Origin of the sequence: Kitasatospora sp. NPDC051705 (genome assembly GCF_044453265.1) — a bacterium.
Classification (GTDB): Bacteria; Actinomycetota; Actinomycetes; order Streptomycetales; family Streptomycetaceae; genus Kitasatospora.
Window position 1 is genome coordinate 102,419 of the sequence record NZ_JBITCO010000014.1, and the last position, 26,201, is coordinate 128,619.

The following is a 26,201-nucleotide window of genomic DNA, read 5'->3' on the forward strand; positions in this document are numbered from 1 at the left end:
TTCGCGGCGCGGCCGGCGCGCGTCCGGGGGCTCGGGCCGGGGTTTCGGTCGGGGCTCCGGGCCGGCGTCCGGCGGGTTGACGAACCGTCACCGGCTCAGCTTAACTCTTTCCCTATGGAAGTAGATAAAACGGGTGACCAGCCCTCTCCCATCGAGTTCCGTCTGGACCCGGCCTCCGGCGTCCCGACCTACCTGCAGCTGGTCCAGCAGGTCGAACAGGCGCTGCGGATGGGCTGGTTGACGGAGGGGGACCAGCTGCCCCGGGTGCGCGAGGTCGTGGCGGGGCTGGCGATCAACCCCAACACCGTGCTCAAGGCGTACCGCGAGCTGGAGCACCGCGGGCTGGCGGCCGGCCGCCGCGGTCAGGGCACCTTCGTGCGCGGGCTGCCCGCCGGGGTGGTGCCGCTGCGCGAACGGGCCGCGCTGCGCGCGGGGTTGATCGACTGGATGCGCTCGGCACACGCCGCCGGGCTGGACGAGGGGGGGATGGTCGCCGTGTTCGAGGACGCGCTGCGCGACCTGCGCGAGGGACGCGACGGGGTGGTCGCGTGATGGCCGGGGACACCGTGATCGACTGCGGCGGGATCGGCAAGCGCTACCGCCGCTCCTGGGCGCTGCGGGACTGCCACCTCGCCGTCCCCGCCGGGCACGTGGTGGCCCTGGTCGGTCCGAACGGCGCGGGCAAGACCACCCTGCTGAGCCTCGCCGCCGGCCTGAGCCTGCCCAGTGAGGGCGCGCTGACCGTCCTGGGCGGCCGGACCCCGGGCTCCCCGGAGGCGCTGGACCGGATCGGCTACGTCGCCCAGAACGCCGCCCTCTACCCGGGCCTGCGGGTGCGCGACCTGCTGGCGATGGGCGGCCACCTCAACCGCCGCTGGGACGCCGCCCGGGCCCGGACCCACCTGGCGGACCTCGGCATCCCGCCGGACCGGAAGTACGGCCGGCTCTCCGGCGGCCAGCAGGCGCAGGTCTCGCTCGCACTGGCCCTCGCCAAGCGCCCCGAACTCCTGCTTCTCGACGAGCCGTTGGCAGCGCTCGACCCGCTGGCCCGGCACGACTTCATGGCCGCGCTGCTGAGCGCCGTGGCCGAGGACGGCCTGTCCGTGGTGTTCTCCTCGCACGCCGTCAACGAGCTGGAGCAGAGCTGCGACTACCTGGTGGTGCTCGGCGGCGGCCGGGTCCAGGTGGCGGGCGAGGTGGACGACCTGCTGGCCGGCCACCGGATGCTGACCGGCCCGACCGGGGAGGCGGACGGCGTCGCCGCCCGGCTGCCGGTGGTCCGCGACCGCCGGGCCGGAGCCCAGTCGCACCTGCTGGTGCGCACCGGCGGCGTGGACGCCCCGGTGTCCGGCGGGTGGCGTCAACAGCGCGTCGGCCTGGAGGAGCTGGTCCTCGCCTACCTGCGCGAGCCGACCGCCTCCGCCCTCCCCGGCCCGCGCGGGGCCGTCCGCCCCAACGAGAAGGTGCTGCTGCCGTGAGTTCGACCACCATCGCGCCGTCCCGGTCCGCCGTGCTGCGGGCGGCCGGGCTGCGCCACCGGCCTTCCCTGCGGACGCTCCTGCTCGTGCTGGCCGCCCTGGCCGCCCTGCTGGCCGTCACGGGGTACCGGCTGCACGCGGGGCTCGACCGCTCCGGCGCGGGCGGGTGCGACATGGCGCTGCGCGCCTGCAACGAGCACTGGAAGGAGTTCCTGCGCGGGTACGGCGCCGAGCTGGCGTTCGGCGGGAACGTCACCTACTTCCTCGGCGGCGCGCTCGGGGCCTTCGTCGGGGCGCCGCTGCTGGCCCGGGAGTTCGAGCACGGCACGGTGCGCTTCGCCTGGACCCAGGGGGCCGGGCGCACCCGGTGGACGGTCGGCGGGCTGCTCGTCGCCGGCGGTGTCCTGGCCGTCGCGACGGCCCTGCTGGCCACGGTGCTCCGCTGGTGGATCGCGCCGCTGGCGGCGGAGTCGGGCCGGTTCTCGCCACTGGTGTTCGCGAGCGCCCCGCCCGCCCTGGTGGGCCGGGTGCTGCTGGTGTTCGCGTTGTCCGCGCTGGCGGGCGCGGTGCTGCGGCGGACGGTGGTGGCGGTGGGGGTCGGCGTCGTGGCCTCGGTGGTGACCACGCTGGTCGCCGAGTCCCTGCGGTTCCACTACCTCCCGCCGCTGCAGGACACCGTGCACACGCTGGCGCAGAGCTCGGTCGACCACCGCTGGGAGGGCGCCGTCTGGGCGACCGACCCGGGCGGTGCCCGGCTGGACCTCGGCCGGCTCTACGACCTGGCGGGCGACTACTACGGCGCGCAGAAGCTGGTGACCGACGGGGGCTACGCCGTGCACGAGACCTACCAGCCGGACGGCCGCTACTGGCCCTTCCAGCTCATCGAGTTCGGCTGGACGGCGCTGCTGGCGGTGGTGCTGTGCGCGGTGACGGTCCGGTGGGTGCGCCGCCGCGCGGCCTGAGGCCGATTTTGAGGAGATTCCGTCAAAGGCCTTGCGGGGCTGGGGGTCGAGGGCGCTACCGTCACGTTAGGAAAGTTTCCTAACCCCCCGAGGAAACGGAGCGTTCACATGCGCCCTCAGCCCCGCCGCGCCCTCCGCATAGCCCTCGCCGCCGCCCTGGTGGCCGTGCCCGCCACGGTCGCGGCCGCCTCCGCCCAGGCCGCGCCGGCACCCGCGACGTCCGTCCGGCTCGCGGGAGTCGGCCTGGACGACCCGCACAAGAAGGACATCGCGATGCAGCTGGTGTCCAGCGCCGAGAACTCCTCGCTGGACTGGAAGGCCCAGTACAAGTACATCGAGGACATCGGCGACGGACGCGGCTACACCGCCGGCATCATCGGGTTCTGTTCCGGCACCGGCGACATGCTCGAGCTCGTCCAGCACTACACCGACCTCAAGCCCGGCAACGTCCTCGCCAAGTACCTGCCGGCCCTCAAGAAGGTCAACGGCAGCGACTCCCACGCCGGCCTGGGCGCGGCCTTCGAGAAGGACTGGGCCGCCGCCGCCAAGGACACCGTCTTCCAGCAGGCCCAGAACGACGAGCGCGACCGGGTGTACTTCAACCCCGCCGTCAAGCAGGCCAAGGCGGACGGCCTGCGCGCGCTCGGCCAGTTCGCCTACTACGACGCCATCGTCATGCACGGCCCCGGCAACAGCTCGGACAGCTTCGGCGGCATCCGCGCGGCCGCCATGAAGAAGGCCAAGACCCCCGCCCAGGGCGGCGACGAGGCCACCTACCTCAAGGCCTTCCTCGACGCCCGCAAGGTGGTCATGAAGAAGGAGGAGGCCCACTCCGACACCAGCCGGGTCGACACCGAGCAGACGGTGTTCCTGAACGCCAGGAACTTCGACCTCAACCCGCCGCTGAAGTGGAAGGTCTACGGCGACAGCTACAGCATCAACAGCTGACCCGGAGCCCGAAGGGGCCCGGGGGCGGTCGTCCGCCCCCGGGCCCCTCCGCGTGCGGGGCGCCCGTGCTCAGGCGCTCGCGGTGTAGTCGTAGAAGCCGCGGCCCGACTTGCGGCCCAGCAGGCCCGCGTCGACCATCCGGGACAGCAGCGGGGGAGCGGCGTACAGCGGCTCCTTGTACTCGTCGTACATCGACTCGGCGATCGACACGATGGTGTCCAGGCCGATCAGGTCGCACAGCCGAAGCGGGCCCATCGGGTGGGCGCAGCCGGCCTCCATGCCCTTGTCGATGTCCGAGGCGGTGGCCACGCCCGACTCGAACATCCGCACCGCGGACAGCAGGTAGGGCACCAGCAGCGCGTTGACCACGAAGCCGGCCCGGTCGCGGGCGCGGATCGGGTCCTTGCCGAGCACCTGGGAGGCGAAGGCCTCGACCCGCTCGGTGGTGGCCGCCGAGGTGGTGAGCGTCGGGATGACCTCGACCAGCTTCTGCACCGGCGCCGGGTTGAAGAAGTGCAGGCCGATGACCTGCTCCGGGCGGGAGGTGGCGGCGGCCAGCTTCACGATCGGGATCGAGGAGGTGTTGGAGGCGAGGATCGCGTCGCGGCGCTCCACCACCTGGTCCAGGGTCTGGAAGATCTTGACCTTGACGTCCTCGCGCTCGGCGACCGCCTCGACCACCAGGTCGCGGTCGGCGAAGTCGGCCAGGTCGACGGTGAAGCCCAGCCGGGAGAGCGCCTCGTCCCGCTGCTCGGGGGTCAGCTTGCCCCGCTTGACCGCCGTCTCCAGGGAGTTGGTCAGCCGGGTGCGGCCGAACTCCAGTGCCTCGCCGCTGGCCTCCGCCACCAGGACGTCCAGCCCGGCCCGGGCGAACACCTCGGCGATGCCCGACCCCATCAGACCGCAGCCGATCACTCCGACGCGCGCGATGTCACTCACTCAGTTGCCCTTCGGTGCTGCTGGGGGTCGCCCAGCGTCTGGTCGCCCAGCGAGGTGCTGGGTAGCGGGCCGGGGAACCGGAATGGGTGCACCGGTCACCGCCCCGACGACGTTACTACTCCGTACCGGCCAGTAGGTCACCCCCTCCCCGGGCGGGTGCCACCGGTGAGCGGTCCCCCGGGGGCCCTCCGGGACCTCGTCGGGGGTCCTCCGAACGGGTGAGGCCACGCCCGTCGCCCGTGCGCCCGGGGCCCCGTCCGCCGAACGGCCGACAGAATGCCGCAGACGGGGGCCGGGGACGGGAAGGGAGCACGCGGTGCCGACGGGATCGCTCACAGGACAGGTCGCCCTGGTCACCGGCGCCGGCCGGGGCATCGGCCGCGAGATCGCCATCGGCCTGGCCGCCGAGGGCATGGCCGTCGGACTGGTCGGCCGCACCCACGGGACGCTGACCGACACCCTCAAGGAGTGCGTCCAGCACGGCTCCCGGGGCGTCGCCGTCAGCGCCGACGTCACCCGCCCCGGCTCCGTCCGCGAGGCCGTCCGGATCGTCGAGCGCGACCTCGGCCCGGTCGACCTGCTGGTCAACAACGCCGGCCTGGTCGACCGCGCCGAGGTGCCGCTCTGGGAGACCGACGCCAACCAGTGGTGGCAGGTGGTCGAGACCAACCTGCGCGGCCCCTACAACCTGCTGCGCTGCGTCCTGCCCGGCATGGTGTCCCGCGGCGCCGGCCGGGTCGTCAACCTCAACTCGGGCTTCGCGCTGCGCCCGGACGGCCACTACACCGCCTACGCCACCTCCAAGGGCGCGCTGCTGCAGCTCTCCGACAACATGGCGGACTCGCTCGCCCGGCACGGCGTGGTCGTCCTCGACATCAGCCCGGGCGCGGTCGCCACCGACATGACCGCCGCGATGCCGATGTTCCGGGACATGAAGGCCTGGGGCTCCATCCCGTACGTCGTCGCCGTCACCGTGGACGCCGCCCGCGGCCGCTTCGACGCCCTGCACGGCCGGTTCGTCCACGCCGGACGGGACGACCTGGAGGAGCTGGTCGCCCGGGCCGAGGAGATCCGGGCGGCGGACGCCCGGACCCTGCGGCTGCGGCCCTACAAGGACGACGACCCGATGGGCTGAGCCGGTCCCGGTCCCGGCCCCGGGCCGCTACGCGCAGAGCTGACTGGCGGTCACCGGCTTCAGGCCCGCCTTGGCCAGGCCGTCCAGGATGCCCGGCAGCGCGTCCACCGTGCACTGGTGGCCCATGTGCAGGGCCACCACCGAGCCGCCGCGCACCGAGGCCAGCACCCGGCGCTGCAGCTCGGCGGCGGTCGGGTCGTTGTAGTCGCGCGGGTCGACGTCGAACGAGAGCACGTGCTCGTAGCCGACCGCCCTGGCCTGGTCCCGCACCATCTGGGTGGCGTACTGCGCGGCGGACGGCCGGAACCAGCGGCCGATCGAGCCGGTGAGCCGCTGCAGCCGGTCCGCGCACTGGGCGATCTCGGCGCGGGCCTGGTCCGGGTTCATCGCCGAGATGTTCAGGTGGTTCTGGGTGTGGTTGCCGAGCTCGTGGCCGCCGTCCAGGATCCGCCGGGCCATCTGCGGCTGCTGGTCGAGCCAGCTGCCGACCACCATCACGGTCACCTTGGCGCCGCGCTGCTCGGCGGCCTCCAGCAGGGCGGTGGCGAGCTTCGGATCACCGGCGCCGTGGAAGGTGAGCGCCACGTTCTTGCCGGTGCGCGGGCCGTTCACCACCTCGACCGGGGTGCCGGCCGCGAGCGGCGGCAGCACCGGCGGGGCGGGCGGCTGGGTCGTGGCCGCGGCGGCCGCGGTGGGCTGCGGCTCCGCCGGGGCGGTCGGCTCGGCGGAGGCCGGGCCCTCGCCGCCGTTCCAGGCCGGATCGGTGGTGTGCTGCGGGTCGACGGTGCCCGGGTGGACGGCGAGCGTCCCGGGGTCGGCCCGGCGCGGGGAGCCGCTGCCGCACGCGGTGAGGAGACCGCCGGCGGCGGTCAGGGCGGCCAGGCGGGCGGCGGTGCGCAGTACGGTGCGGCGGTCGGCAGTCATCGGCAGCCAGCATAGAGAGGGCGGCGAGCTGGAGCGATCCGGGGCGGGCGTCCGGAACACCCTGCTTGACGTGCACACACACCGTGCCCCGGGTGGTGCGTAAACCTGAACTCCCGCTGTTTCCACGGCGTGTCGTCGGATACGATCACGGCGCACCGCGGGTTACGGGACGGTAGCCGGGCCGGGAGCGGGAACACCCGTCGCACCGGAAGGACCGCCGGCCGCCGCCGCGGTGCCGGTGCCCGGCAGCGGGCGCCGCATCAGTGGCACGCATTGGGGGGCGGAACAGCATGTACGAGGAGACCGCGGCCGTCGACGGCACCACCGGCACCGACTGGCACTGGGCCAGGGCGGACGACTGGCAGCCGCCGAGCGAGCTCGACACCGGCATCCCGCACACCGCCCGGATGTACGACTACTACCTCGGCGGCAAGGACAACTTCGAGGCCGACCGCAAGGCCGCCCAGGCCGCGATAGCCGCCTACCCGGCACTGCCGCTGCTGGCCCGCACCAACCGGCAGTTCCTCGGCCGCGCGGTCGAGTTCGCCGCCGGCCGGGGCATCCGCCAGTTCCTCGACATCGGCACCGGCATCCCCGCCGTCGGCTCCACCAGCGAGGCCGCCCGCAGGGTCGCCCCGGACGCCCGGGTGGTGTACGTCGACAACGACCCGATCGTCGCCACCCACGCCCGCGCCCTGCTGGCCGGCCACCCCACCGGGCACACCTCCGTGATCGAGGCCGACCTGCGCGACCCGGCCGCCATCCTGGACCACCCCGGCCTGCGCGGCGCCGTCGACCTGGACCAGCCGGTGGCGCTGATGCTGGTCGCCGTCCTGCACTTCATCCGCGACGAGGAGGGCGCGCAGCAGATCGTGCGCACCCTGCGTGACGCGCTCGCGCCCGGCAGCGCGCTGATCCTCTCCCACGGCAGCCCCGACTTCGCCTCCCGGGAGAGCGCCGCCGAGGGGGCCCGGATATACAAGAGCGCCAGTGCGCCGCTCGTCCTGCGCCCCCGCGCCGGCGTCGAACCCTTCTTCGGCGACTTCGAGTTCGTCGGCCCCGGCCTCGTCCAGCTGCCGCTCTGGCGCCCCACCGCCGGACACGTCCCCACCACCGACCTCCCCGAGGGCTGGCAGGACGTCTCCGCCTACGCGGGCGTCGCCCTCAAGCCCTGACCGCGGCGGACCGGCCCCGGCGCCTCCCTCCTACGCCGGGACCGGCCCTCCACACCCCGAAGGCTAGGCGCAGCCACTGACAACCCCTCAAGGCTCCCGTGCGGGCCGGGGGAAAACGGCGCGACGGCGGAGGCGGGGCGGTGCTAGCTTCCGCGGCATGGAACCGCTGAGCGAGAACGAGATCCGCGCGTCCTTCGTCAACTGCTCCAAGGGCGAGGCGAGTCGGCTCAGCCTCCCCCGGGGTCTGGCGGAACTGCCCTGGGAGGACCTGGACTTCCTCGGCTGGCGGGACCAGGGCGCCCCCGACCGGGCGTACCTGGTGGCGCCGTACCGGGGCGAGCGGGTGGGTGTGACGCTCCGCGTGCCGACCGTCCGCCGCAGCCTGACCAGGAGCAACGTCTGCTCGCTGTGCATCACCGCGCACGCCGGCTCCGGCGTCGCCCTGCTGGCCGCCCGGCGGGCCGGGGCCTCCGGACGGGAGGGCAACACCGTCGGCACCTACGTCTGCGGCGACCTCGCCTGCTCGCTGTACGTGCGCGGGCTCAGGAGGTCGACGCTGGTGACCAGGCCCGACGAGTCGCTGCCGCTGGAGCGGCAGATCGCCCGGACGGTCACCAACCTGGAGGCCTTCCTCGCCAAGGTGCTCACCGGCACCGCCGGGTAGGGCGGCCTCAGCGTCGGCGCAGCTGGTCGAGGTCGCGCCGCTCGCGCTTGGTGGGCCGCCCGGCGCCGCGGTCGCGCTCGCCGGTCGACGCGAGGAGCTCGCGGGGCGGGCGCGGCGGGCTGTTGTCGACCAGGCACTCCGCCGCCACCGGGGCCCCGACCCGCTTGCGGATCAGTTTGCGGACCACGACGACCCGCTCGTAGCCCTCCTCGCGGACCCGCACCTCGTCGCCGGGGCGCAGGGCCTGCGCGGGCTTGGCCCGCTCGCCGTTGACCCGCACGTGCCCGGCCCGGCAGGCGGCGGCGGCCAGCGCGCGGGTCTTCGCGAGCCGGACCGACCAGATCCAGCTGTCCACCCGCACGCTTCCTTCGGGTCCCTCGTGTTCAGCCACCCCCGGAGCCTACCGAAGCGGCCGGGGGCGACTCCTGGACCGCCCAGCCGTTGCCGTCCGGATCGTTGAAGAACACGAACGAGTTCCACGCCTCGCCGTGCCCGTCGACCCGGGCGCCCGCCTCGAAGTGCTGGACGGGGCTGACCTCGACGCCCCGGGCGGCCAGCTCGGCGTGCGCCTTCTCGATGTCCCGCACCACCAGCTGGAGCCCCTTGACGGAGCCCGGCGGTGCCTCGATGATCCCGCTGCCCACGACGATCGAGCACGCGGAACCCGGGGGAGTCAGCTGCACCACCCGGACCCCGTCGCGCAGCCGGGTGTCGTGGTCGACCGTGAAGCCGGCCTGCTCCTCGTAGAACAGCTTCGCGCGGTCCACGTCCGACACGGGGACCACCACGACTTCGAGCTTCCAGTCCATCGCCCTCACCCCTCTCGGTCGGGCCCTTCCAGTATCGGCCGCCGGGCGGGCCCGCGCCGCCGGGTCGGCTAGCCTGAGGGCACGATGAACCGCCTCAGCACGCCCGCCCCCGCGCCCCTGTTCACCACTCCCTGGGGGGCCCTCGCGCTCACCCGCTTCCCCGAGGACCCGCGCGAGACGCTGCGGGCCTGGGACGCCGCCGACGAGTACCTGCTGCGCCACCTCTCCGGCGAGGCGGACAGCGCCCGCGGCGCGGCCACGGAACTGGCCGGGCGCCGCGTGGTGGTGCTGGGCGACCGCTGGGGCGCGCTGACCACCGCGCTGACCGCCGGGCCGGCCGCCACGCTCACCGCCGGGCCGGACGGCGCGCCGGCCGCCCACGCCCCGGTCCAGATCGTCGACTCCTACCTGGGCCGGCAGGCCACCCTGGCCAACCTGGCCCGGGCCGGCGCCCCGGTGGACCCCGCCCGGCTGCTCACCACCCGGGACGCCCCGCCGGAGCGGATCGACGTCCTGCTGGTGCGGGTGCCGAAGAGCCTGGCGCTGCTGGAGGACCAGCTGCGCCGGCTCGCCCCGGCCGTCCACCCGGGCACGGTGGTGGTGGGCGCCGGCATGGTCACCGAGATCCACACCTCGACCCTGCAGCTCTTCGAACGGATCCTCGGCCCGACCCGCACCTCGCTGGCGGTCCGCAAGGCCCGGCTGATCTTCTGCACCCCGGGTCCGGTGCCCGACCCGGGGCCCAATCCGTGGCCGCACCGCTACGCGCTGCCCGCGGACGTCGGCCCGGTCTCGGGGCGCACGGTGGTCAACCACGCGGGGACGTTCTGCGCCGAGCGCCTGGACATCGGGACGCGCTTCCTCCTCGCCCACCTGCCGACCCCGGCGCCCGGTGCCCGGGTGGTCGACCTGGGCTGCGGCAACGGCGTGGTGGGGACGGCGGCGGCGCTGGCCGGGCCGGGCGCGGAGCTGCTGTTCGTCGACGAGTCGTACCAGGCGGTGGCCTCGGCGGAGGAGACCTTCCGCGCCAACCTGGGCCCGGACGCCCCGGCCGAGTTCGTCACCGCCGACGCGCTGGCGGCGGACGTGGTCGCCCCGGGTTCGGTGGACCTGGTGCTGAACAACCCGCCGTTCCACTCCCACCAGGCCACCACGGACGCGACCGCGTGGCGGATGTTCACCGGTGCCCGGCGGGCGCTGCGCCCGGGCGGCGAGCTGTGGGTGGTGGGCAACCGGCACCTCGGGTACCACGTCAAGCTGCGCCGGCTCTTCGGCAACTGCCGGGTGGTGGCCGGAAATCCCAAGTTCGTGGTGCTGCGCGCCGTCAAGCGGTAGTCCGCACACTGGCCGGTTCGGCACCTACCAATCGGGGTTCCCGCACATACTCCTTGCATGGATGTTCCGTGCTGCGTATATTCATGCCACGACCAAGGAGGAACGCCATGGCATTGCGAGTCGCCGTCGCCGGCGCGAGCGGGTACGCGGGCGGTGAGGTGCTGCGTCTGCTGCTCGGCCACCCTGAAGTGGAGATCGGGGCGCTGACCGGCGGCTCGAACGCGGGCACCCGGCTCGGCGCGCTGCAGCCGCACCTGATCCCGCTCGCCGACCGCGTCCTCGAGCCGACCACCCCCGAGGTGCTGGCCGACCACGACGTGGTGTTCCTGGCGCTGCCGCACGGCCAGTCCGCGGTCGTCGCCGAGGCGCTCGGCGGCAACGTGCTGGTGGTCGACTGCGGCGCCGACTTCCGCCTCCGGGCCGCCGCCGACTGGGAGCAGTTCTACGGCTCCGCGCACGCCGGCACCTGGCCCTACGGTCTCCCGGAACTCCCCGGCCACCGGGCCGCGTTGAAGGGCAGCAACCGGATCGCCGTGCCCGGCTGCTACCCGACGGCCGTCTCCCTGGCGCTGTTCCCGGCGTACGCGGCCGGCCTGGCCGAACCGGAGGCCGTCGTGGTCGCCGCCTCGGGCACCTCCGGCGCCGGCAAGGCAGCCAAGACCCACCTGCTGGGCAGCGAGGTGATGGGCAGCGTCAGCCCGTACGGGGTCGGCGGCGTGCACCGGCACACCCCGGAGATGGCGCAGAACCTGACCCCGCTCGCGGGCGAGCCGGTCACCGTCTCGTTCACGCCGACGCTCGTCCCGATGCCGCGCGGCATCCTCGCCACCTGCTCCGCCAAGGCGAAGCCCGGCGTGACGGCGGAGGGGCTGCGCGCCGCCTACGCCGAGGCGTTCGCCGCCGAGCCGTTCGTCCACCTGCTGCCCGAGGGGCAGTGGCCGCAGACCAGCAGCGTCTACGGCGCCAACACCGCCCTGGTCCAGGTCGCCCTGGACGCCACCGCCGGGCGGATCATCGCGATCAGCGCGATCGACAACCTCGTCAAGGGCACTGCGGGCGGCGCGGTGCAGAGCATGAACATCGCCCTCGGCCTGCCCGAGGAGCTGGGCCTTCCCCTGAACGGAGTCGCACCGTGAGCAAGAGCACCGACGTGGGCGTGACGGCGGCCAAGGGCTTCCGCGCCGCCGGGGTGACCGCCGGCCTCAAGGCCTCGGGCGCTCCCGACCTCGCCCTGGTGGTCAACGACGGCCCCGCGCTCGCCGCCGCCGGCGTCTTCACCGGCAACCGGGTCAAGGCCGCTCCGGTGCTCTGGTCCGAGCAGGTGCTCAAGGGCGGCCAGGTGTCCGCGGTGGTCCTCAACTCCGGTGGCGCCAACGCCTGCACCGGTCCGCTGGGCTTCCAGGACACCCACGCCACGGCGGAGAAGGTCGCCGAGGAGCTGGGCCTGAACGCCGGCGAGGTGGCCGTGGCCTCCACCGGCCTGATCGGTGTGCGGCTGCCGATGGACGTCCTGCTGCCCGGCGTCGCCCTGGCCGCCCGGGAGCTCGGTGCGGACGGCGGCGAGGCCGCGGCGATCGCCATCAAGACCACCGACACCGTGCACAAGACCGCCCAGGTGACCAGCCCGGCCGGCTGGACGGTCGGTGGCATGGCCAAGGGCGCCGGGATGCTGGCCCCCGGCCTGGCCACCATGCTGGTCGTCCTCACCACCGACGCCGACCTGGACGCCCCGGCCCTGGACGCCGCCCTGCGCGACGCCACCCGCACCACCTTCGACCGGATCGACTCCGACGGCTGCATGTCCACCAACGACACCGTGCTGCTGCTCGCCTCGGCCGCCTCCGGCGTCGTCCCGGACGGGGCCGAGTTCGCCGAGGCCGTCCGCACCGTCAGCGCCGACCTGGCCCGCCAGCTGATCGGCGACGCCGAGGGCGCCGGAAAGGACATCCGGATCGACGTCACCGGCGCCGCGAGCGAGCAGGAGGCCGTCGACGTCGCCCGGACGATCGGCCGCAACAACCTGCTCAAGTGCGCCATCCACGGCGAGGACCCGAACTGGGGCCGGGTGCTGGCCGCGATCGGCACCACCGCCGCCGCCTTCGACCCCGACCGGCTGGACGTGGCCATCAACGGCGTCTGGGTCTGCCGGAACGGCAGCGTGGGCGAGGACCGCGACCTGGTGGACATGTCCGGGCGCGAGGTCGTCATCACCGCGGACCTGAACGCCGGCACGGCGAGCGCCACGCTGTGGACCAACGACCTGACCGCCGACTACGTCCACGAGAACAGCGCCTACTCCACCTGATCCGCGGCGGGCCCGGGCCGACCGGCCACCCGACCCGCCGCGCGACATCCGCCTCGGACGAGGGACATCCGTGAAGATCGCACCCAAGGGCGAACAGGCCCGCAACAACACCGCGTTGCCCAAGGCGATGACGCTCATCGAGGCGCTGCCGTGGCTGGAGCGCTTCCACGGCAAGACCGTCGTGATCAAGTTCGGCGGCAACGCCATGGTGGACGACGACCTCAAGGCGGCCTTCGCCCAGGACGTCGTCTTCCTCCGCTACGCCGGCCTGCACCCCGTCGTGGTGCACGGCGGCGGCCCGCAGATCAGCGCCCAGCTGGACCGGCTCGGCCTGGAGTCCAGCTTCACCAACGGCCTGCGGGTCACCACCCCCGAGACCATGGACGTGGTCCGGATGGTGCTCTCCGGCCAGGTGCAGCGCGAGCTGGTCGGCCTGCTCAACGAGCACGGCCCGTTCGCGGTCGGCATGACGGGCGAGGACGCCCACACCATGACGGCGGTCAAGCGCTACGCGGTGGTGGACGGCGAGCAGGTCGACATCGGCCTGGTCGGCGACATCGTGAACATCGAGGCGGGCGCGGTCAAGGCGCTGATCGCCGACGGCCGGATCCCGGTCATCTCGTCGATCGCGCGCGGCGCCGACGGCCACGTCTACAACATCAACGCCGACACCGCGGCCGCCGCCCTGGCGGTCGCGCTCGGTGCCGAGATGCTGGTCGTGCTGACCGACGTCGAGGGCCTCTACAAGGACTGGCCGAACTCCGACGACGTGATCAGCCAGCTCGGCGCGAGCGAGCTGGAGGAGCTGCTGCCCGGCCTGGCCAGCGGCATGGTGCCCAAGATGGAGGGCTGCCTGCGCGCCGTCCGCTCCGGGGTCGGCACCGCCCGCGTCCTGGACGGCCGGGTGCAGCACAGCCTGCTGCTGGAGATCTTCACCGACGAGGGAGTCGGCACGATGGTCGTGCCGGACGACGAACCGACCGTGACCGGGGGACTGGCATGACCGCGAACGAGCAACTGACCAGCCGGTGGCAGCACGCCTTCACCGACAACTACGGCACCCCGCGGATCCCGCTGGTGCGCGGCGAGGGCGCCAAGCTCTGGGACGCCGACGGCAAGGAGTACACCGACCTGCTCGGCGGCATCGCGGTCAACGCGCTCGGCACCGCCCACCCGGCGGTCGTCGAGGCGGTCAGCCGGCAGATCGCCACCCTCGGCCACGTCTCCAACCTCTTCATGGCCGAGCCGACCGTCGCCCTGGCCGAGCGACTGCTGGCGCTGGACGGCCGGGAGGGCGGCCGGGTGTTCTTCTGCAACTCCGGCGCCGAGGCCAACGAGGCCGCGTTCAAGATCAGCCGCCGGACCGGCCGCACCCATCTGGTCGCCCTCCAGGGTGCCTTCCACGGCCGCACGATGGGCGCCCTGGCGCTCACCGGCCAGCCCGCCAAGCAGGACCCGTTCCGCCCGCTGCCCGGCGACGTCACGCACGTCCCGTTCGGCGACGTCGAGGCGCTGCGCGCGGCCGTGACCACGGAGACGGCGGCCGTCTTCCTGGAGCCGATCCAGGGCGAGAACGGCGCCGTCCCGCTGCCCGAGGGCTACCTGCGGGCGGCCCGCGAGATCACCCGGGCCACCGGCACCCTGCTGGTCCTGGACGAGATCCAGACCGGCGTCGGCCGCACCGGCCACTGGTACGCCCACCAGGCCGTCGAGGGCGTGGAACCGGACGTCGTCACCCTCGCGAAGGCGCTCGGCGGGGGACTGCCGATGGGCGCGGTGCTGGCCTTCGGCGAGGCCGCCGAGCTGCTCACCCCCGGCCAGCACGGCACCACCTTCGGCGGGAACCCGGTGGCCGCGGCGGCCGGCCTCGCGGTGCTGGACACCATCGAGTCCGAGGGCCTGCTGGAGCACGTCCGCAAGCTGGGCGAGCGGCTGCGGCACGGCGTCGAGGCGATCGACGACCCGTTGGTCTCGCACGTGCGCGGGGCCGGGCTGCTGCTCGGGATCGTGCTGACCGAGCCGGTCTCGGCGAGGGTGCAGGCCGTCGCGCAGGAGGAGGGTTTCCTGGTCAACGCGGCCGTCCCGGACGCGGTGCGGCTGGCCCCGCCGCTGGTGCTGACCGAGCAGGAGGCGGACGCCTTCCTGGCCGCGCTGCCGGGCATCCTCCGGACGGTGCGCGAGAGCGCCCCGGCCGATGCGAGCTGACCGCCGTCCGGGAGAATAGTCACATGACCGTTTCCCCCTTCGGCCAGTCCGCCGCCGGCCCGTCGCCGCAGGTGCCGCAGACCCGCACCGCGCGCCACCGGCGGATCGTGGACCTGCTCACCCGCCAGCCCGTGCGCTCGCAGAGCCAGCTCGCCAAGCTGCTCGCCGACGACGGACTCGTGGTCACCCAGGCCACCCTCTCCCGGGACCTGGACGAGCTGGGCGCGGTCAAGATCCGCAACCGGGACGGCGCGCTGATCTACGCCGTCCCGGCCGAGGGCGGCGACCGCACGCCGCGCGCGCCGATGGGGGAGTCGGCCAGCGAGGGCCGGATGGCCCGGCTGGCCGGCGAGCTCATGGTCTCGGCGACGGCCTCCGGCAACCTGGTGGTGCTGCGCACCCCGCCGGGCGCCGCGCAGTTCCTCGCCTCGGCGATCGACCAGGCCGAGGTGTTCGAGATCATCGGCACCATCGCCGGTGACGACACCGTCCTGCTGATCAGCCGCGATCCGGCCGGCGGCCAGGCGCTCGCCGACCACCTCATGCAACTCGCCCAGGCCAAGGCGCAGTAGCGTCCGCACGCCACGGGACCCCGGCCGGTGATCCACCGGCCAGGGTTTGTGTTTCATACGGCATCGTGCATACTTATGCCCATCGCCGTAAACCTGTACGACCTCGCCTGATCCGCCCCTCCCCGACCGACCCCTCTCCCCGTGCAAGGAGCCCACGCGATGACCGCCGATCAGAACGCCGACGTCCGCCTCTGGGGTGCGCGCTTCGCCGACGGCCCCTCCGAGGCGCTGGCCAGGCTCTCCGCCTCCGTCCACTTCGACTGGCGCCTCGCGCCCTACGACATCGCCGGCTCCAAGGCCCACGCCCGGGTCCTGCACAAGGCCGGCCTGCTGTCCGACGACGAGCTCGCCGCGATGCTGGACGGCCTCGACCGGCTGCTCGCCGACGTCGGCGCCGGCACCTTCACCGGCACGGTCGCCGACGAGGACGTGCACACCGCCCTGGAGCGCGGCCTGCTCGAGCGCCTCGGCGCCGACCTGGGCGGCAAGTTGCGGGCCGGCCGCTCGCGCAACGACCAGATCGCCACCCTGTTCCGGATGTACCTGCGGGACCACGCGAAGACCATCGGCGGTCTGGTGCTCGACCTCCAGCACGCCCTGGTCGGCCTGGCCGAGGCCCACCCGGACACCGCGATGCCGGGCCGCACCCACCTCCAGCACGCCCAGCCCGTGCTCTTCGCCCACCACGTCCTCGCGCACGTGCAGGCCCTCGGCCGGGACGCCGAGCGGCTGCGCCAGTGGGACGCCCGCACGGCCGTCTCGCCGTACGGCTCCGGGGCGCTGGCCGGCTCCTCGCTCGGCCTCGACCCGCAGGCCGTCGCCGCCGACCTCGGCTTCGAGGGCGGCTCGGTCGGCAACTCCATCGACGGCACGGCCTCGCGCGATTTCGTCGCCGAGTTCGCGTTCGTGACCGCGATGATCGGCGTCAACCTCTCCCGGATCGCGGAGGAGGTGATCATCTGGAACACCAAGGAGTTCGGCTTCATCACGCTGCACGACGCCTTCTCCACCGGCTCCTCGATCATGCCGCAGAAGAAGAACCCGGACATCGCCGAGCTCGCCCGGGGCAAGTCCGGCCGGCTGATCGGCAACCTGACGGGCCTACTGGCGACCCTCAAGGCGCTGCCGCTCGCCTACAACCGGGACCTCCAGGAGGACAAGGAGCCGGTCTTCGACTCCTGCGACACGCTGGAGGTGCTGCTGCCCGCGTTCACCGGGATGATGGCCACCCTCACCGTGCACCGGGAGCGGCTGGAGGAGCTCGCCCCGGCCGGCTTCTCGCTGGCCACCGACATCGCCGAGTGGCTGGTCAAGCAGGGCGTGCCGTTCCGGGTCGCGCACGAGGTGGCCGGCGCCTGCGTCAAGGTCTGCGAGGCCGAGGGCATCGAGCTGTCCGACCTGACGGACGAGCAGTTCGCCGCGATCTCACCGCACCTGACGCCCGAGGTCCGTTCGGTGCTCAGCGTGCACGGGGCCATCGCCGCCCGCAACGGGCGCGGCGGGACGGCTCCGTCGGCCGTCGCGGTCCAGCTCGCCGAGGTGAAGGCGGACCTGGCGCGGCAGCAGGAGTGGGTCCGGGGCTGACCACCGGTCAGCGGACGAGGGGCGCGGCGGTCCGACCGGCGCGCCCCTCCGCCGTCCGCGCCTCCGGCCGGGCGTAACCGGCCCCGCCCCGGCCCGTCATGCACGGTGTGTGCACCCCCCTTCCGCCCGTCCCCTCCGCCGAGGACGTGTACCTCGCCGAGTACCGCCGCCGGGTCGTCCGCGAGACCGTGGCCGGCCTGCCGGGGCGCTGCCCCCAGCTGGTCGCGGCCCTCGCGGAGGACCCGCCGCCCACCTACCGGGAGCTCGCCGAGCGCCTCGCCATGCCGCGCGGCTCGATCGGCCCGACCCGCTCCCGCTGCCTCGCCTGCCTGCGCGTCCTCCTGCACGCCGAGCGCTACCCGTGAACCGCGGCGGGGGCGGCACGCCGGGCGTGGAGTCCCCGGCCGGCTCCGGCCGCCCCGTCCGCGCCGCCGGGCCGTTCGACCTCCGGAGCCCGTCCGCGCCGACGGCCTGGTCGGCCGGGTGACGCTCCTCACGCTCGGTGCCGCGGAGGTTGAGCGCAGCTGACACGCGGGTAGAGCGCTGGCGAACGTAGCTCTTGACGGTGCCGCGATCACTCGGATACTGAGCGTGAGCGCGTCGCCGTCGACCCGGGCCACTTCCGGGCCGCGCGGCTGGTACGTTCGTGCGCCACCCCCGGTCAGGGCAGATCCCCGGCCGGGACACCTCCGGCAGGGCATCCGGTGCGACACCCTCACGTTTGCGCGCCGGGCACGACGATGGGGAGGCCCCAGCACATGGGCATGAGCGTGATCATCTCGGCGGCGGACGCCGCGGACGCGGAACAGATCCTCAAGCTCCAGTACCTCGGCTACCAGCCCGAGGCGGAGCTGTACGGCGACTGGGCGATCGAGCCGCTGACGCAGAGCCTGGAGAGCCTGCGCGCCGAACTGTCCGAGCAGTGCGTCCTGGTGGCCCGCCTCGGCGGCGAGGTGGTCGGTACGGTCCGCGGCCACGTGGACGCCGAGGGCGTCGGCCGGATAGGGCGACTGGTGGTCCACCCGAGGATGCAGCGGCACGGCCTGGGCGGCCGGCTGCTGGACGCGCTGGAGCGCCGCCTCGCCGAGGACGGCCGCCCGCTGACCTCCTACCGCCTGTTCACCGGCCACCGCAGCCTCGGCAACCTGCGCCTCTACGCGCGGCTGGGCTACCGGCAGGCCGCGGTCGAGGCGGTCAGCGACCGGCTCAGCCTGGTGCACCTGGAGAAGCCCGCGTTGCCGCCGCTCGCCGCGACCGCCTGAGCCTCCCGCTCGCCCGACCTCCTCGGCGCCGCCATCATCCGGACACCCCGGAGGCGGCGCCGAGTCGCATATATACAGGTCACAGGGTTGTGTGTCCGCATTGCGGACAGCGCATCCGAATAATTGGGCTCACCTCGGCCGGTCTGATTTACTGGCTCACATGACTGCGACGACGAAATGGACCCCCACCGGCACCCTGCCGGCAGGTGAGCGTGCCATGTGCCGTCGAATGTGTCACTGCTGAGGGCCACCGCCCCCGGCACCCCTCCCGGGTGTCCCACCTCGCGCCCCGAAGCGAGACCCGGCGCCGCTCCCGTCCGTGCGAGCGCGCCCAGCCTGCCGCACCCCTCCCTCCCGCCTGCCCGTCCACGGGCGGGTGGTCGTCCACGACGACTCCGCCCGGATGACTCGTAAGGGCCACGCCGTCGCGCGGCCCGGCCGTCCAGCGGCCACGATCAAGGGGTGGCAGGTCCGGATCCCCCTGGCGAAGCGCCGTAGAAGCCGCCGACCGCAACCCGGTCGGGCGGTCGACGCCGCCGCCCGCCCCCGACCCACGGAAGCAGCTGTGATCACCACCACGGACCTCACGAAGGTCTACCAGTCCCGAGGCCGCGAGGTGACCGCCCTCGCCGGCGTCGACCTGCACGTCCGCCCGGGCGAGGTCTACGGAGTCGTCGGCACCAGCGGCGCCGGCAAGTCCACCCTCATCCGCTGCGTGAACATGCTGGAGCGCCCGTCCTCCGGCACCGTCACCGTGGACGGCGTGGAGCTGACCGCCCTGCCCGGCGGCGAGAACCGGGCCGGGAAGGAGCTGCGCGAGGCGCGGCGCCGGATCGGCATGGTCTTCCAGCACTTCAACCTGCTCTCCTCGCGGACCGTCCAGCAGAACGTCGAGCTCCCGCTGGAGATCATCGGCCTGGACCGCACCCAGTGCCGCCGCAGGGCCTCCGAGCTGCTCGACCTGGTGGGCCTCGGCGACAAGTCCGGCAGCTACCCCAACCAGCTCTCCGGCGGCCAGAAGCAGCGCGTCGGCATCGCCCGCGCCCTGGCCGGCGACCCCAAGGTGCTGCTCTCCGACGAGGCCACCTCGGCGCTCGACCCCGAGACCACCCGCTCGATCCTCAAGCTGCTGCGCGACCTCAACCAGCAGCTCGGCCTCACCGTCCTGCTGATCACCCACGAGATGGACGTCATCAAGTCCGTCTGCGACTCCGCCGCCCTGATGCGCGGCGGCCGGGTCGTCGAGTCCGGCGAGCTGACCGACCTGCTCGCCAAGCCCGGCTCCGAGCTGGCCCGCGAGCTGTTCCCGCTCAGCGAGTTCGGCACCGGCCACGCGGGCTCCACCGTGCTGGAGATCACCTTCCAGGGCGACACCTCGGCCCAGCCGTTCGTCTCCCAGCTGGCCCGCACCTACCAGATCGACATCAACATCCTCGGCGCCGCCGTCGAGACCATCGCCGGCCGGATGGTCGGCCGGATGCGGGTCGAACTGTCCGGCGGCCACCAGGACAACGTGGTGCCGATCGGCTACCTGCGCGAGCAGGGCCTGCAGGTGGACGTACTCGGCGCGGTGGACGGAGCGGTGGCATGACCTGGGACCAGATGTGGGCCCTGATGGGTCCGGCCACGCGCGAGACCTTCCAGATGGTCGGCGTCTCCACGTTCTTCACCGTGCTGCTCGGACTGCCGCTGGGCGTCCTCCTGGTGCTCACCGACAAGGGCGGCCTGCTGGCCAACCGCTTCGTCAACAAGTCCATCGGCTTCGTGGTGAACCTGGCCCGCTCGGTGCCGTTCATCATCCTGATGATCGCGCTGATCTCCTTCACCCGCTGGCTGGTCGGCACCTCCATCGGCTGGCAGGCGGCCACCGTGCCGCTCACCATCGGCGCCATCCCGTTCTTCGCCCGCCTGGTGGAGACCTCGATCCGCGAGGTCGACGGCGGCCTGGTCGAGGCGGTCCAGTCGATGGGCGGCAGCAGCTGGACGATCGTCCGCAAGACGCTGCTCCCCGAGGCGCTGCCCGGCGTGGTGGCCTCGGTGACCACCACGGTCATCACCCTGATCAGCTACTCCGCGATGGCCGGCACCGTCGGCGGCGGCGGCCTCGGCACCCTCGCCGTCAACTACGGCTACCAGCGCTTCGAGACGGCCTTCATGTGGGTCATCGTGGCCGAGCTGGTGATCATCGTCACCGCTGTCCAGCTGATCGGCGACTTCGCCGTCCGCCGGCTCGCCCACCGCGGCCGCGACGGCGGGCGGACCAGGCTGCTCGGCCGCACCCGGACGACCCCCGACGAGGACCTCGTCGCCTCCTAGGCGGCCCCGCCCCCGGCCCCGTCGCCCCCAAGACCTCCCTCGTCCGATCTCCGGACGCGGCTCCCCGCATCACGCAGAAAGGCACTTTTCGTGCGCAACGTCCTGAAGTCCACCAGCATCCTCGCCACCGCCGGCCTCGCCCTCTCGCTGGCCGCCTGCGGCAGCTCCGGGTCCTCCTCGGACCCGAACGCGCCGCTGAAGGTCGTCGCCAGCCCCACCCCGCACGGGCAGATCCTCAAGTACGTCAAGGACAACCTCGCGGACAAGGCCGGGCTCAAGCTCGACATCAAGGAGGTCACCGACTACGTGACCCCCAACACGGCGGTGCAGGACGGTTCGGCCGACGCCAACTACTTCCAGCACGTCCCGTACCTGGAGGACTTCAACAAGAAGCACGGCACCGACATCGTCTCCGTCGAGCCGGTGCACCTGGAGCCGCTGGGCCTCTACTCCAAGAAGGTCAAGGCGATCGCCGACCTGCCGGACGGCGCCACCGTGGGCCTGCCCAACGACGCCACCAACGAGGGCCGCGCGCTCAAGCTGCTCGCCGACAACAAGCTCATCACCCTCAAGGAGGGCGTCACCACCGCCGCCACCCCGGCCGACGTGACGGGCAACCCGAAGAACCTCAAGTGGAAGGAGCTGGAGGCCGCCCAGCTGCCCCGCTCCGTCGCCGACCTCGACGCGGCCGTCATCAACGGCAACTACGCGCTCGACTCCGGCCTGAAGCCGGCCACCGACGCGCTGGTGCTGGAGAAGGCCGACGGCAACCCGTACGCCAACATCCTCGCCGTCAAGAAGGGCAAGGAGAACGACCCGCGGGTCAAGAAGCTTGCCGAGCTGCTGCACTCCGCCGAGGTCAAGAAGTACATCGACGACACCTACAAGGGCTCCGTCATCCCGGCCTTCTGAGCCGCGGACCGATCCGCGCCCCGTCCGACCGGGCCCCCGCCGCACCTCGGCGGGGGCCCGGTCGGGCAGTATGCACCAGGGACGCCGCCGCCGAAGGCGTTCTGACGTACCGTCGTGCGGGCGGCGCACCGCGTGATACCCGGGGCGCACGGGAGGCGTACGGTGTTGTGTCCACGACCCGGCGAGGAGAGACGGCATGGCAGCGAGCTTCCCCGAGACCGCCATCAGCACCGAACGGCTGCTGCTGCGTCCCCTTGCGGAGGACGACGCCCCCGGCCTCGCCACCATGATGGCCGACGACCTCGTCGTCACCTGGACCGACCTGCCGCACCCCTTCACCGAGGCGTACGCCGTCGAGCTCGCCCGCACCCTCGCCCCGGCCCACCGGGCCGCCGGCCGCGGCATCGTCCTCGCGGTCACCGAGCACCTCACCCAGCGCCTGGTCGGCCTGGTCGAACTGCGCAACACCGACTGGCGGCTGCGCACCACCGAGATCTCCTACGTCACCGCCGCCTGGGCGCGCGGCGAGGGCTACGCCCCGGAGGCCGTCCTCGGCGTCGCCCAGTGGCTCTTCGAGGACCGCGACTTCCTGCGCCTGGAGATGCGCACCGCCGCGGGGAACACCTCCGCCCAGCAGGTCGCCCAGAAGATCGGCGGGATCAGTGAGGGAGTGCTGCGCAGCGCCTGGATAGTGCGCGGCGAGTCCGGCGAGTCCGACACGGGCGTGGGGGCGCCGCCCGGGCGCCGGGCCGGGGGCGAGAGCCGCAGCGACCTGATCCTGTGGAGCCTGTTGCCGGAGGACATGGAGGTGCCCGAGCCGCACCGGGGCGGCCGGCACGGCGACCAGCGCTACGTGCTGCGGGACTGAGCCGCCCGCCCGTCCGCCCGTGCGCCGCTCCGGGGCCGGTGCGGCGGCCGTCCGGCGGCCGTCCGGCGCGGACATGTGTGCGAGATGTCGGCGGCAGGGGGATCACACCCGGTAACCTTCCTCCGGCGCCGCAGTTCGGCGTGGTTTGTCGGCGCACCGAGTCGAGGGAGAACGGCCGCAGATGGCTGACCGGATCACGGTCATCGGGTGGGACGGCACGCCGCTGACCGAGGCCGCCGGCGCGGCCCTCGCCGCGGCGACCCTGGTGGCCGGCGCCCCCTACCAACTGGGCGCCCTGCCGGTGCCGGAGGCCGCCGAGCGGATCGCCCTCGGCAACATCCCGCAGGCCGCCAGGCGGATCGCCGAGCACCGCGGCGCCGCCGTCGTGGTCGCCGAGGGCGACCCCGGCTTCTTCGGCGTCGTGCGCGCGCTGCGCCGCCCCGAGTACGGCCTCGAACTGGAGGTGCTGCCCGCGGTCTCCTCGGTCGCCGCCGCCTTCGCCCGGGCCGGGATGCCCTGGGAGGACGCCCAGGTGGTCAGCGCCCACGGCGGGCGGCTGCGCCGCGCGGCCAACATCTGCCGCGCCCACCCCAAGGTCGCGGTGCTCACCGCGCCGGGTGCCGGGCCGGGCGAACTGGCCCTCATGCTCCGCGGGGTGCACCGGACCTTCGTGGTCTGCGAGGCGCTCGGCACACCGGACGAGGACGTCACCGTCCTCACCTCCGACCGGATCGCCGACCACGGCTGGCGCGACCCGAACGTGGTCCTGGTGATCGGCGGCAACGGCGGCCCCCAGGCCGGGGCGGTCGACGGGGCGGCCGGCTGGCTCGCGGGGCGCCCGGTGGGATTCCCCGGCGCTGACCGCGGCTGGGCGCTCCCCGGCGACGCCTACGCGGGCGCCGGGCGCACGGAGGGTGAGCCGGGCGCGTCGAACGCGCTCCCCGCGCACGTGCGCGCCCTGGTGCTGGCCCGTCTGGGTGCTCGTCCCGGGGACCTGGTCTGGTCGGTCGGCGCCGGCAACGGCGCCCTCGCGGTGGAGGCCGCCGGGTTCGGCGCCGCCGTGGTCGCGGTGGAGGCCTCCCGCTCCGCCTGCGCCCGGCTGACCGTCAACGCCCGCCGCTACGGCGTCGAGGTGGAGACGGTGCACGGGCAGGGCCCCGAGGTGCTCGGCGGACTGCCGGAGCCGGACGCGGCTGTGGTGGAGTCGTCGGACCCCGAGGTGGTGCGCGCGGTGCTGGCCCGCAGGCCGGAGCGGTTCGTCGCGGTGCCGCGCAGCCTCGGCGAGGCCGAGGAGGTCCACCGGGCGATGACCGAGGCCGGCTACCGGGCGGACGGCGCGCTGCTGCAGTCCACCCCGCTGCGCCCGGCCTGGAGCCCCGGCGGCGGCCTGCTGCCGGGGTCGGGCGAGGAGGGCGTGCTGCTGCTCTGGGGTGAGCAGATCACGTGAAGGCCTTGGGCCCGTCCGGCGCCGGTCCTGTGCGGCCGGCGCCCCGCGCGGCCCGGCCCGGGCGGTGATCCAGGTCGCATCCGGACAATGATTCGAGAGGTGACGGCGCCGGGCCGGTAGTGTGGCGTCCTGGACGGCTGCGGCGGTCGGCGACCCGCCCGATCGGGTCGGTTTGTCGCCTTTTTGACGTGGCGCAGGCCGGGACCGCCCGGAGTGTGGGCGATTCGACGGGCCGCGTGCCGGACCTGGAGAATGCCGTAGGGTCCGGTGCGGTCGTGCCGGTTGCTCCGGGTTGTCGTTGTTTCAGATGGTGCGCCGTCCTCCGAGGACGGCGCGGGCCGGGGTGCCGCAGCGCGCCGGAAGGACTTGGGCCGCAGCGCCACGGCGCGGCGGCCGCGTGTGGTTGAGGGGCGGGTCGGTGCAGGCCCGGCCCGTGCGGATGGGCGCTGCGGTCGGTGATCGTGTCGCCAAGGGCGCGGCAGCGGCCTGGAAGGAGCTTTGACAATGACCGATGGCGGCCACGTCCCGGGCGAGGGACTGCCGGAGCACCTGTACGCCGGGCCCGACCCGCTCGGCGGACCGGAGGGCGCCGCGGGCGTTGCACCCCTGCAGGGCGTCGCGACCGACGGCGGCGTGATCCCGAACCCGACGGCACCCGGCCACGGGCTCCCCGGTGCGGTGCCCCCCGGTGCGGGTGTCATCCCGCCGCAGGGCCAGCCGGTGGGCCAGGCGATGGGACAGCCGCTGGGCGCGCCCGGATTCGCCGTCCCGGCCCCCGGCATGCAGGCCCCCGGCGTTCCGGCCCCGGGCATGCCCGGCGTGCCCGTCGAGGGCTGGGGCGCCGACCAGGGCGCCCCGCGCCCGGCCTTCCACTTCCTCGACCAGCCCGACGGGCTGGACGACGAGGACGACGTCCTGCTGATGCCCGGCCCGCAGGGCTCCTGGGGCGAGCAGCCGCTCGCGCCGCAGCACGACGGCATGCCGGTCGAGCCGTCCTGGCCGCCGCTGGACCCGCCGGTGCTCGGCGCCGAGCAGTCCCAGCAGCCGCTCCAGGGCGCGCCGCTGCAGCCGCAGGCGCAGGACCAGATGACGGCCGCTCAGCCGCCGCGCCGCCCGCTGCACGCCGGTCCGCCGATCCCGGACCCGTCGCTGATGACCGGCCAGGTCCCGGTCCGCTCGCTCGCCGACCGCGGCCCGTCGCAGGGCGGCACGCCCGCGCACGGCATCCCGGTGGTCGGCCGTCCGCCGACGGCCGAGCCCGTCGCGCCGGTGCCGGCCACCGCGCCGCAGGCCGTCCCGGTGTCCGTGCCGCCGACGGCTCCGGCCGCCGGTGCGCCGGTGGCCCAGGAGGTCCCGCAGTACCAGCAGGTGCCGCTGGCCGGGCAGCCGGTCGAGGGCCTGCTGGGCGTCGAGACGGTCGGGGCGATCGAGGTCGTCGAGGTCGTCGAGCTGCCGGACGTCCTGTCGGCCGCGGGTGCCGCCGTCGAGCAGCCGGTCGCCGAGCAGTCGGTCGTCGAGCCGGCCGCCGCCGAGCAGGCCCAGGCCGTCGACGCGGTCGAGGCCGTGGCGGCCGAGCAGGCGCAGGCCGTGCAGCCGATCGCCGAGCCCGTCGTCGCCGTGGCGGAGGGCGCCGTCGAGGCCGCCGCCGTCACCGAGCCCGCCGCTGCGCCGGCCACCGAGCCCGCCGAGCAGGCCGAGGCCGCCCAGGCCGGCCAGCCGCGCCGCATCTCGGCCTTCCTCGCCGCGCCCCCCCCGCACGGTCTGCCCCCGGTCGAGGCGGTCGGTCAGAACCCTGCGGCCGACGAGGCCGCCACACCGCAGCCCGCGCCCATAGCGGCCACCGAGCCGGTCGTGGCCGCTCAGCCCGTGGAGACGGTCGAGGCCGCCCAGCCCGTCGAGGCCGCCCAGCCGGTCGAGGCCGCCCAGCCGGTCGAGGCCGGGGAGACCGCGGCCCCCGCCTCGGAGCCGGTCGTCGAGGCCGTCGCCGAGACGGCCGCCGGCACCGGGGAGATGCCCTCCGGCCAGCCCGTCGTCGAGGCCGCCGCCGAGGTGCCCGTGGTCGTCGAGGCCGTGGAGTCGGTGGAGTCGGCCGAGGCCCCTGCGGTGCAGGAGGTCCCGGAGGCGCAGCCCGTCGCCGAGGCGGTCGTGGAGCAGGCCCCCGAGGCCGTGGCCGAGGTCGCCGCCGAGCCCGCGGCCGAGGTCGTCGCCGAGGGCGCCGCACCGCAGTCCGCCCCCGAGGCGGCTCCCGTCGCCGAGGGTGAGGCGCCCGTCGTCGAGGCCGCCGCCGAGGTGCCCGTGGTCGTCGAGGCCGTGGAGTCGGTGGAGTCGGCCGAGGCCCCTGCGGTGCAGGAGGTCCCGGAG

At 74.2% G+C, this 26,201-nt stretch carries 25 protein-coding genes and 1 pseudogene; 22 read left to right on the plus strand and 4 right to left on the minus strand.

All coding sequences use genetic code 11. The annotated features are described in order from the left end of the window. The first annotated feature begins 114 nt into the window (after positions 1 to 114). From ACIA8Q_RS19665 to ACIA8Q_RS19680, 4 genes are all read left to right on the plus strand, one after another. Positions 115 to 552, plus strand: a complete 438-nt coding sequence (locus ACIA8Q_RS19665) for a GntR family transcriptional regulator (protein ID WP_396317496.1) — start codon at positions 115 to 117, stop codon at positions 550 to 552. After that, positions 552 to 1,478 (plus strand): ATP-binding cassette domain-containing protein, encoded by a 927-nt coding sequence (locus ACIA8Q_RS19670; RefSeq protein WP_360208745.1) that lies wholly within the window; start codon positions 552 to 554, stop codon positions 1,476 to 1,478. Before ACIA8Q_RS19665 ends, ACIA8Q_RS19670 begins: the two co-directional genes overlap by 1 nt. Continuing rightward, positions 1,475 to 2,440: an ABC transporter permease subunit gene (locus ACIA8Q_RS19675; RefSeq protein WP_360208748.1), complete on the plus strand. Its 966-nt coding sequence runs from the start codon at positions 1,475 to 1,477 to the stop codon at positions 2,438 to 2,440. The genes ACIA8Q_RS19670 and ACIA8Q_RS19675 overlap by 4 nt, the downstream gene beginning before the upstream one ends. A gap of 108 nt (positions 2,441 to 2,548) precedes the next feature. Further along, the gene (locus ACIA8Q_RS19680) at positions 2,549 to 3,388 is read left to right on the plus strand and encodes a chitosanase (RefSeq protein ID WP_360208751.1); all 840 of its coding nucleotides are present in this window, start codon (positions 2,549 to 2,551) and stop codon (positions 3,386 to 3,388) included. Between the two features lie 69 nt (positions 3,389 to 3,457). On the opposite strand, the gene ACIA8Q_RS19685 is transcribed toward ACIA8Q_RS19680, so the two are convergent. Further along, positions 3,458 to 4,327: a 3-hydroxybutyryl-CoA dehydrogenase gene (locus ACIA8Q_RS19685; protein ID WP_360208754.1), complete on the minus strand. Its 870-nt coding sequence runs from the start codon at positions 4,325 to 4,327 to the stop codon at positions 3,458 to 3,460. A gap of 316 nt (positions 4,328 to 4,643) precedes the next feature. Between ACIA8Q_RS19685 and ACIA8Q_RS19690 the strand changes: the two genes are divergently transcribed. After that, positions 4,644 to 5,462, plus strand: coding sequence for an SDR family oxidoreductase (locus ACIA8Q_RS19690; protein WP_360208757.1), 819 nt, complete (start codon positions 4,644 to 4,646; stop codon positions 5,460 to 5,462). A 27-nt stretch (positions 5,463 to 5,489) separates the two neighbouring features. On the opposite strand, the gene ACIA8Q_RS19695 is transcribed toward ACIA8Q_RS19690, so the two are convergent. Beyond that, positions 5,490 to 6,386 (minus strand): polysaccharide deacetylase family protein, encoded by an 897-nt coding sequence (locus ACIA8Q_RS19695; RefSeq protein WP_360208759.1) that lies wholly within the window; start codon positions 6,384 to 6,386, stop codon positions 5,490 to 5,492. 290 nt (positions 6,387 to 6,676) lie between these two features. On the opposite strand from ACIA8Q_RS19695, the gene ACIA8Q_RS19700 reads away from it, so the two are divergent. Next, a complete protein-coding gene (locus ACIA8Q_RS19700) occupies positions 6,677 to 7,561 on the plus strand; it encodes an SAM-dependent methyltransferase (RefSeq protein ID WP_360208762.1) in 885 nt (294 codons plus the stop codon). Positions 7,562 to 7,718: 157 nt separating this feature from the next. Then, positions 7,719 to 8,225: an FBP domain-containing protein gene (locus tag ACIA8Q_RS19705; RefSeq protein ID WP_360208765.1), complete on the plus strand. Its 507-nt coding sequence runs from the start codon at positions 7,719 to 7,721 to the stop codon at positions 8,223 to 8,225. A gap of 7 nt (positions 8,226 to 8,232) precedes the next feature. Here ACIA8Q_RS19705 and ACIA8Q_RS19710 read toward each other — a convergent pair whose 3' ends face one another. Both ACIA8Q_RS19710 and ACIA8Q_RS19715 read right to left on the minus strand, forming a co-directional pair. Continuing rightward, entirely contained in the window at positions 8,233 to 8,616 is a 384-nt protein-coding gene (locus ACIA8Q_RS19710; protein ID WP_360208768.1) for a S4 domain-containing protein, read from the minus strand. After that, on the minus strand, positions 8,609 to 9,034 hold the full coding sequence (locus ACIA8Q_RS19715) for a VOC family protein (protein WP_360208771.1): 426 nt from the start codon (positions 9,032 to 9,034) through the stop codon (positions 8,609 to 8,611). The genes ACIA8Q_RS19710 and ACIA8Q_RS19715 overlap by 8 nt, the downstream gene beginning before the upstream one ends. A gap of 84 nt (positions 9,035 to 9,118) precedes the next feature. Between ACIA8Q_RS19715 and ACIA8Q_RS19720 the strand changes: the two genes are divergently transcribed. The 15 genes and pseudogenes from ACIA8Q_RS19720 to ACIA8Q_RS19790 all read left to right on the plus strand — a co-directional run. Beyond that, positions 9,119 to 10,369, plus strand: coding sequence for a methyltransferase (locus tag ACIA8Q_RS19720; RefSeq protein ID WP_360208774.1), 1,251 nt, complete (start codon positions 9,119 to 9,121; stop codon positions 10,367 to 10,369). Positions 10,370 to 10,476: 107 nt separating this feature from the next. Then, complete coding sequence (gene argC, locus ACIA8Q_RS19725) at positions 10,477 to 11,505, plus strand: N-acetyl-gamma-glutamyl-phosphate reductase (RefSeq protein WP_360208777.1); 1,029 nt, start codon at positions 10,477 to 10,479, stop codon at positions 11,503 to 11,505. A 14-nt stretch (positions 11,506 to 11,519) separates the two neighbouring features. Then, complete coding sequence (gene argJ / locus ACIA8Q_RS19730) at positions 11,520 to 12,674, plus strand: bifunctional glutamate N-acetyltransferase/amino-acid acetyltransferase ArgJ (RefSeq protein ID WP_360208940.1); 1,155 nt, start codon at positions 11,520 to 11,522, stop codon at positions 12,672 to 12,674. A gap of 127 nt (positions 12,675 to 12,801) precedes the next feature. Next, entirely contained in the window at positions 12,802 to 13,677 is an 876-nt protein-coding gene (gene argB, locus ACIA8Q_RS19735) for an acetylglutamate kinase (protein WP_360208943.1), read from the plus strand. Beyond that, on the plus strand, positions 13,674 to 14,879 hold the full coding sequence (locus ACIA8Q_RS19740) for an acetylornithine transaminase (RefSeq protein ID WP_396317497.1): 1,206 nt from the start codon (positions 13,674 to 13,676) through the stop codon (positions 14,877 to 14,879). The genes argB and ACIA8Q_RS19740 overlap by 4 nt, the downstream gene beginning before the upstream one ends. Positions 14,880 to 14,902: 23 nt before the next feature. Then, a complete protein-coding gene (locus ACIA8Q_RS19745; protein WP_360208783.1) occupies positions 14,903 to 15,451 on the plus strand; it encodes an arginine repressor in 549 nt (182 codons plus the stop codon). A 159-nt stretch (positions 15,452 to 15,610) separates the two neighbouring features. Then, positions 15,611 to 17,035: an argininosuccinate lyase gene (gene argH / locus ACIA8Q_RS19750; RefSeq protein WP_360208786.1), complete on the plus strand. Its 1,425-nt coding sequence runs from the start codon at positions 15,611 to 15,613 to the stop codon at positions 17,033 to 17,035. Between the two features lie 107 nt (positions 17,036 to 17,142). Beyond that, complete coding sequence (locus ACIA8Q_RS19755; protein ID WP_360208788.1) at positions 17,143 to 17,400, plus strand: hypothetical protein; 258 nt, start codon at positions 17,143 to 17,145, stop codon at positions 17,398 to 17,400. 393 nt (positions 17,401 to 17,793) lie between these two features. After that, positions 17,794 to 18,297 carry a GNAT family N-acetyltransferase gene (locus ACIA8Q_RS19760; RefSeq protein ID WP_360208791.1) on the plus strand — a complete coding sequence of 168 codons (504 nt, stop codon included), beginning with the start codon at positions 17,794 to 17,796 and terminating at the stop codon, positions 18,295 to 18,297. Positions 18,298 to 18,862: 565 nt separating this feature from the next. Continuing rightward, on the plus strand, positions 18,863 to 19,888 hold the full coding sequence (locus ACIA8Q_RS19765) for a methionine ABC transporter ATP-binding protein (RefSeq protein ID WP_396317498.1): 1,026 nt from the start codon (positions 18,863 to 18,865) through the stop codon (positions 19,886 to 19,888). Then, the gene (locus ACIA8Q_RS19770; protein WP_360208797.1) at positions 19,885 to 20,613 is read left to right on the plus strand and encodes a methionine ABC transporter permease; all 729 of its coding nucleotides are present in this window, start codon (positions 19,885 to 19,887) and stop codon (positions 20,611 to 20,613) included. Before ACIA8Q_RS19765 ends, ACIA8Q_RS19770 begins: the two co-directional genes overlap by 4 nt. 90 nt (positions 20,614 to 20,703) lie before the next feature. Continuing rightward, positions 20,704 to 21,525, plus strand: coding sequence for a MetQ/NlpA family ABC transporter substrate-binding protein (locus ACIA8Q_RS19775; RefSeq protein WP_360208800.1), 822 nt, complete (start codon positions 20,704 to 20,706; stop codon positions 21,523 to 21,525). Positions 21,526 to 21,721: 196 nt separating this feature from the next. Continuing rightward, on the plus strand, positions 21,722 to 22,393 hold the full coding sequence (locus ACIA8Q_RS19780) for a GNAT family N-acetyltransferase (protein WP_360208803.1): 672 nt from the start codon (positions 21,722 to 21,724) through the stop codon (positions 22,391 to 22,393). Positions 22,394 to 22,574: 181 nt separating this feature from the next. Then, positions 22,575 to 23,840, plus strand: coding sequence for a precorrin-6y C5,15-methyltransferase (decarboxylating) subunit CbiE (gene cbiE / locus ACIA8Q_RS19785; RefSeq protein WP_360208806.1), 1,266 nt, complete (start codon positions 22,575 to 22,577; stop codon positions 23,838 to 23,840). A gap of 504 nt (positions 23,841 to 24,344) precedes the next feature. Next, a pseudogene (locus ACIA8Q_RS19790) lies at positions 24,345 to 26,201 on the plus strand (hypothetical protein); the annotation flags it as partial.

What these genes read in the sequence shown, in the direction of transcription:
- ACIA8Q_RS19715 (WP_360208771.1), bottom strand. Translation starts at nt 9,034, where the DNA reads ATGGACTGGAAGCTCGAAGTCGTGGTGGTCCCCGTGTCGGACGTGGAC.
- argC (WP_360208777.1), top strand. Translation starts at nt 10,477, where the DNA reads ATGGCATTGCGAGTCGCCGTCGCCGGCGCGAGCGGGTACGCGGGCGGT.
- ACIA8Q_RS19705 (WP_360208765.1), top strand. Translation starts at nt 7,719, where the DNA reads ATGGAACCGCTGAGCGAGAACGAGATCCGCGCGTCCTTCGTCAACTGC.
- ACIA8Q_RS19665 (WP_396317496.1), top strand. Translation starts at nt 115, where the DNA reads ATGGAAGTAGATAAAACGGGTGACCAGCCCTCTCCCATCGAGTTCCGT.
- cbiE (WP_360208806.1), top strand. Translation starts at nt 22,575, where the DNA reads ATGGCTGACCGGATCACGGTCATCGGGTGGGACGGCACGCCGCTGACC.
- ACIA8Q_RS19670 (WP_360208745.1), top strand. Translation starts at nt 552, where the DNA reads ATGGCCGGGGACACCGTGATCGACTGCGGCGGGATCGGCAAGCGCTAC.
- argH (WP_360208786.1), top strand. Translation starts at nt 15,611, where the DNA reads ATGACCGCCGATCAGAACGCCGACGTCCGCCTCTGGGGTGCGCGCTTC.
- argB (WP_360208943.1), top strand. Translation starts at nt 12,802, where the DNA reads ATGACGCTCATCGAGGCGCTGCCGTGGCTGGAGCGCTTCCACGGCAAG.
- ACIA8Q_RS19745 (WP_360208783.1), top strand. Translation starts at nt 14,903, where the DNA reads ATGACCGTTTCCCCCTTCGGCCAGTCCGCCGCCGGCCCGTCGCCGCAG.
- ACIA8Q_RS19695 (WP_360208759.1), bottom strand. Translation starts at nt 6,386, where the DNA reads ATGACTGCCGACCGCCGCACCGTACTGCGCACCGCCGCCCGCCTGGCC.
- ACIA8Q_RS19760 (WP_360208791.1), top strand. Translation starts at nt 17,794, where the DNA reads ATGGGCATGAGCGTGATCATCTCGGCGGCGGACGCCGCGGACGCGGAA.
- ACIA8Q_RS19770 (WP_360208797.1), top strand. Translation starts at nt 19,885, where the DNA reads ATGACCTGGGACCAGATGTGGGCCCTGATGGGTCCGGCCACGCGCGAG.
- ACIA8Q_RS19680 (WP_360208751.1), top strand. Translation starts at nt 2,549, where the DNA reads ATGCGCCCTCAGCCCCGCCGCGCCCTCCGCATAGCCCTCGCCGCCGCC.
- ACIA8Q_RS19780 (WP_360208803.1), top strand. Translation starts at nt 21,722, where the DNA reads ATGGCAGCGAGCTTCCCCGAGACCGCCATCAGCACCGAACGGCTGCTG.
- ACIA8Q_RS19720 (WP_360208774.1), top strand. Translation starts at nt 9,119, where the DNA reads ATGAACCGCCTCAGCACGCCCGCCCCCGCGCCCCTGTTCACCACTCCC.
- ACIA8Q_RS19700 (WP_360208762.1), top strand. Translation starts at nt 6,677, where the DNA reads ATGTACGAGGAGACCGCGGCCGTCGACGGCACCACCGGCACCGACTGG.
- ACIA8Q_RS19740 (WP_396317497.1), top strand. Translation starts at nt 13,674, where the DNA reads ATGACCGCGAACGAGCAACTGACCAGCCGGTGGCAGCACGCCTTCACC.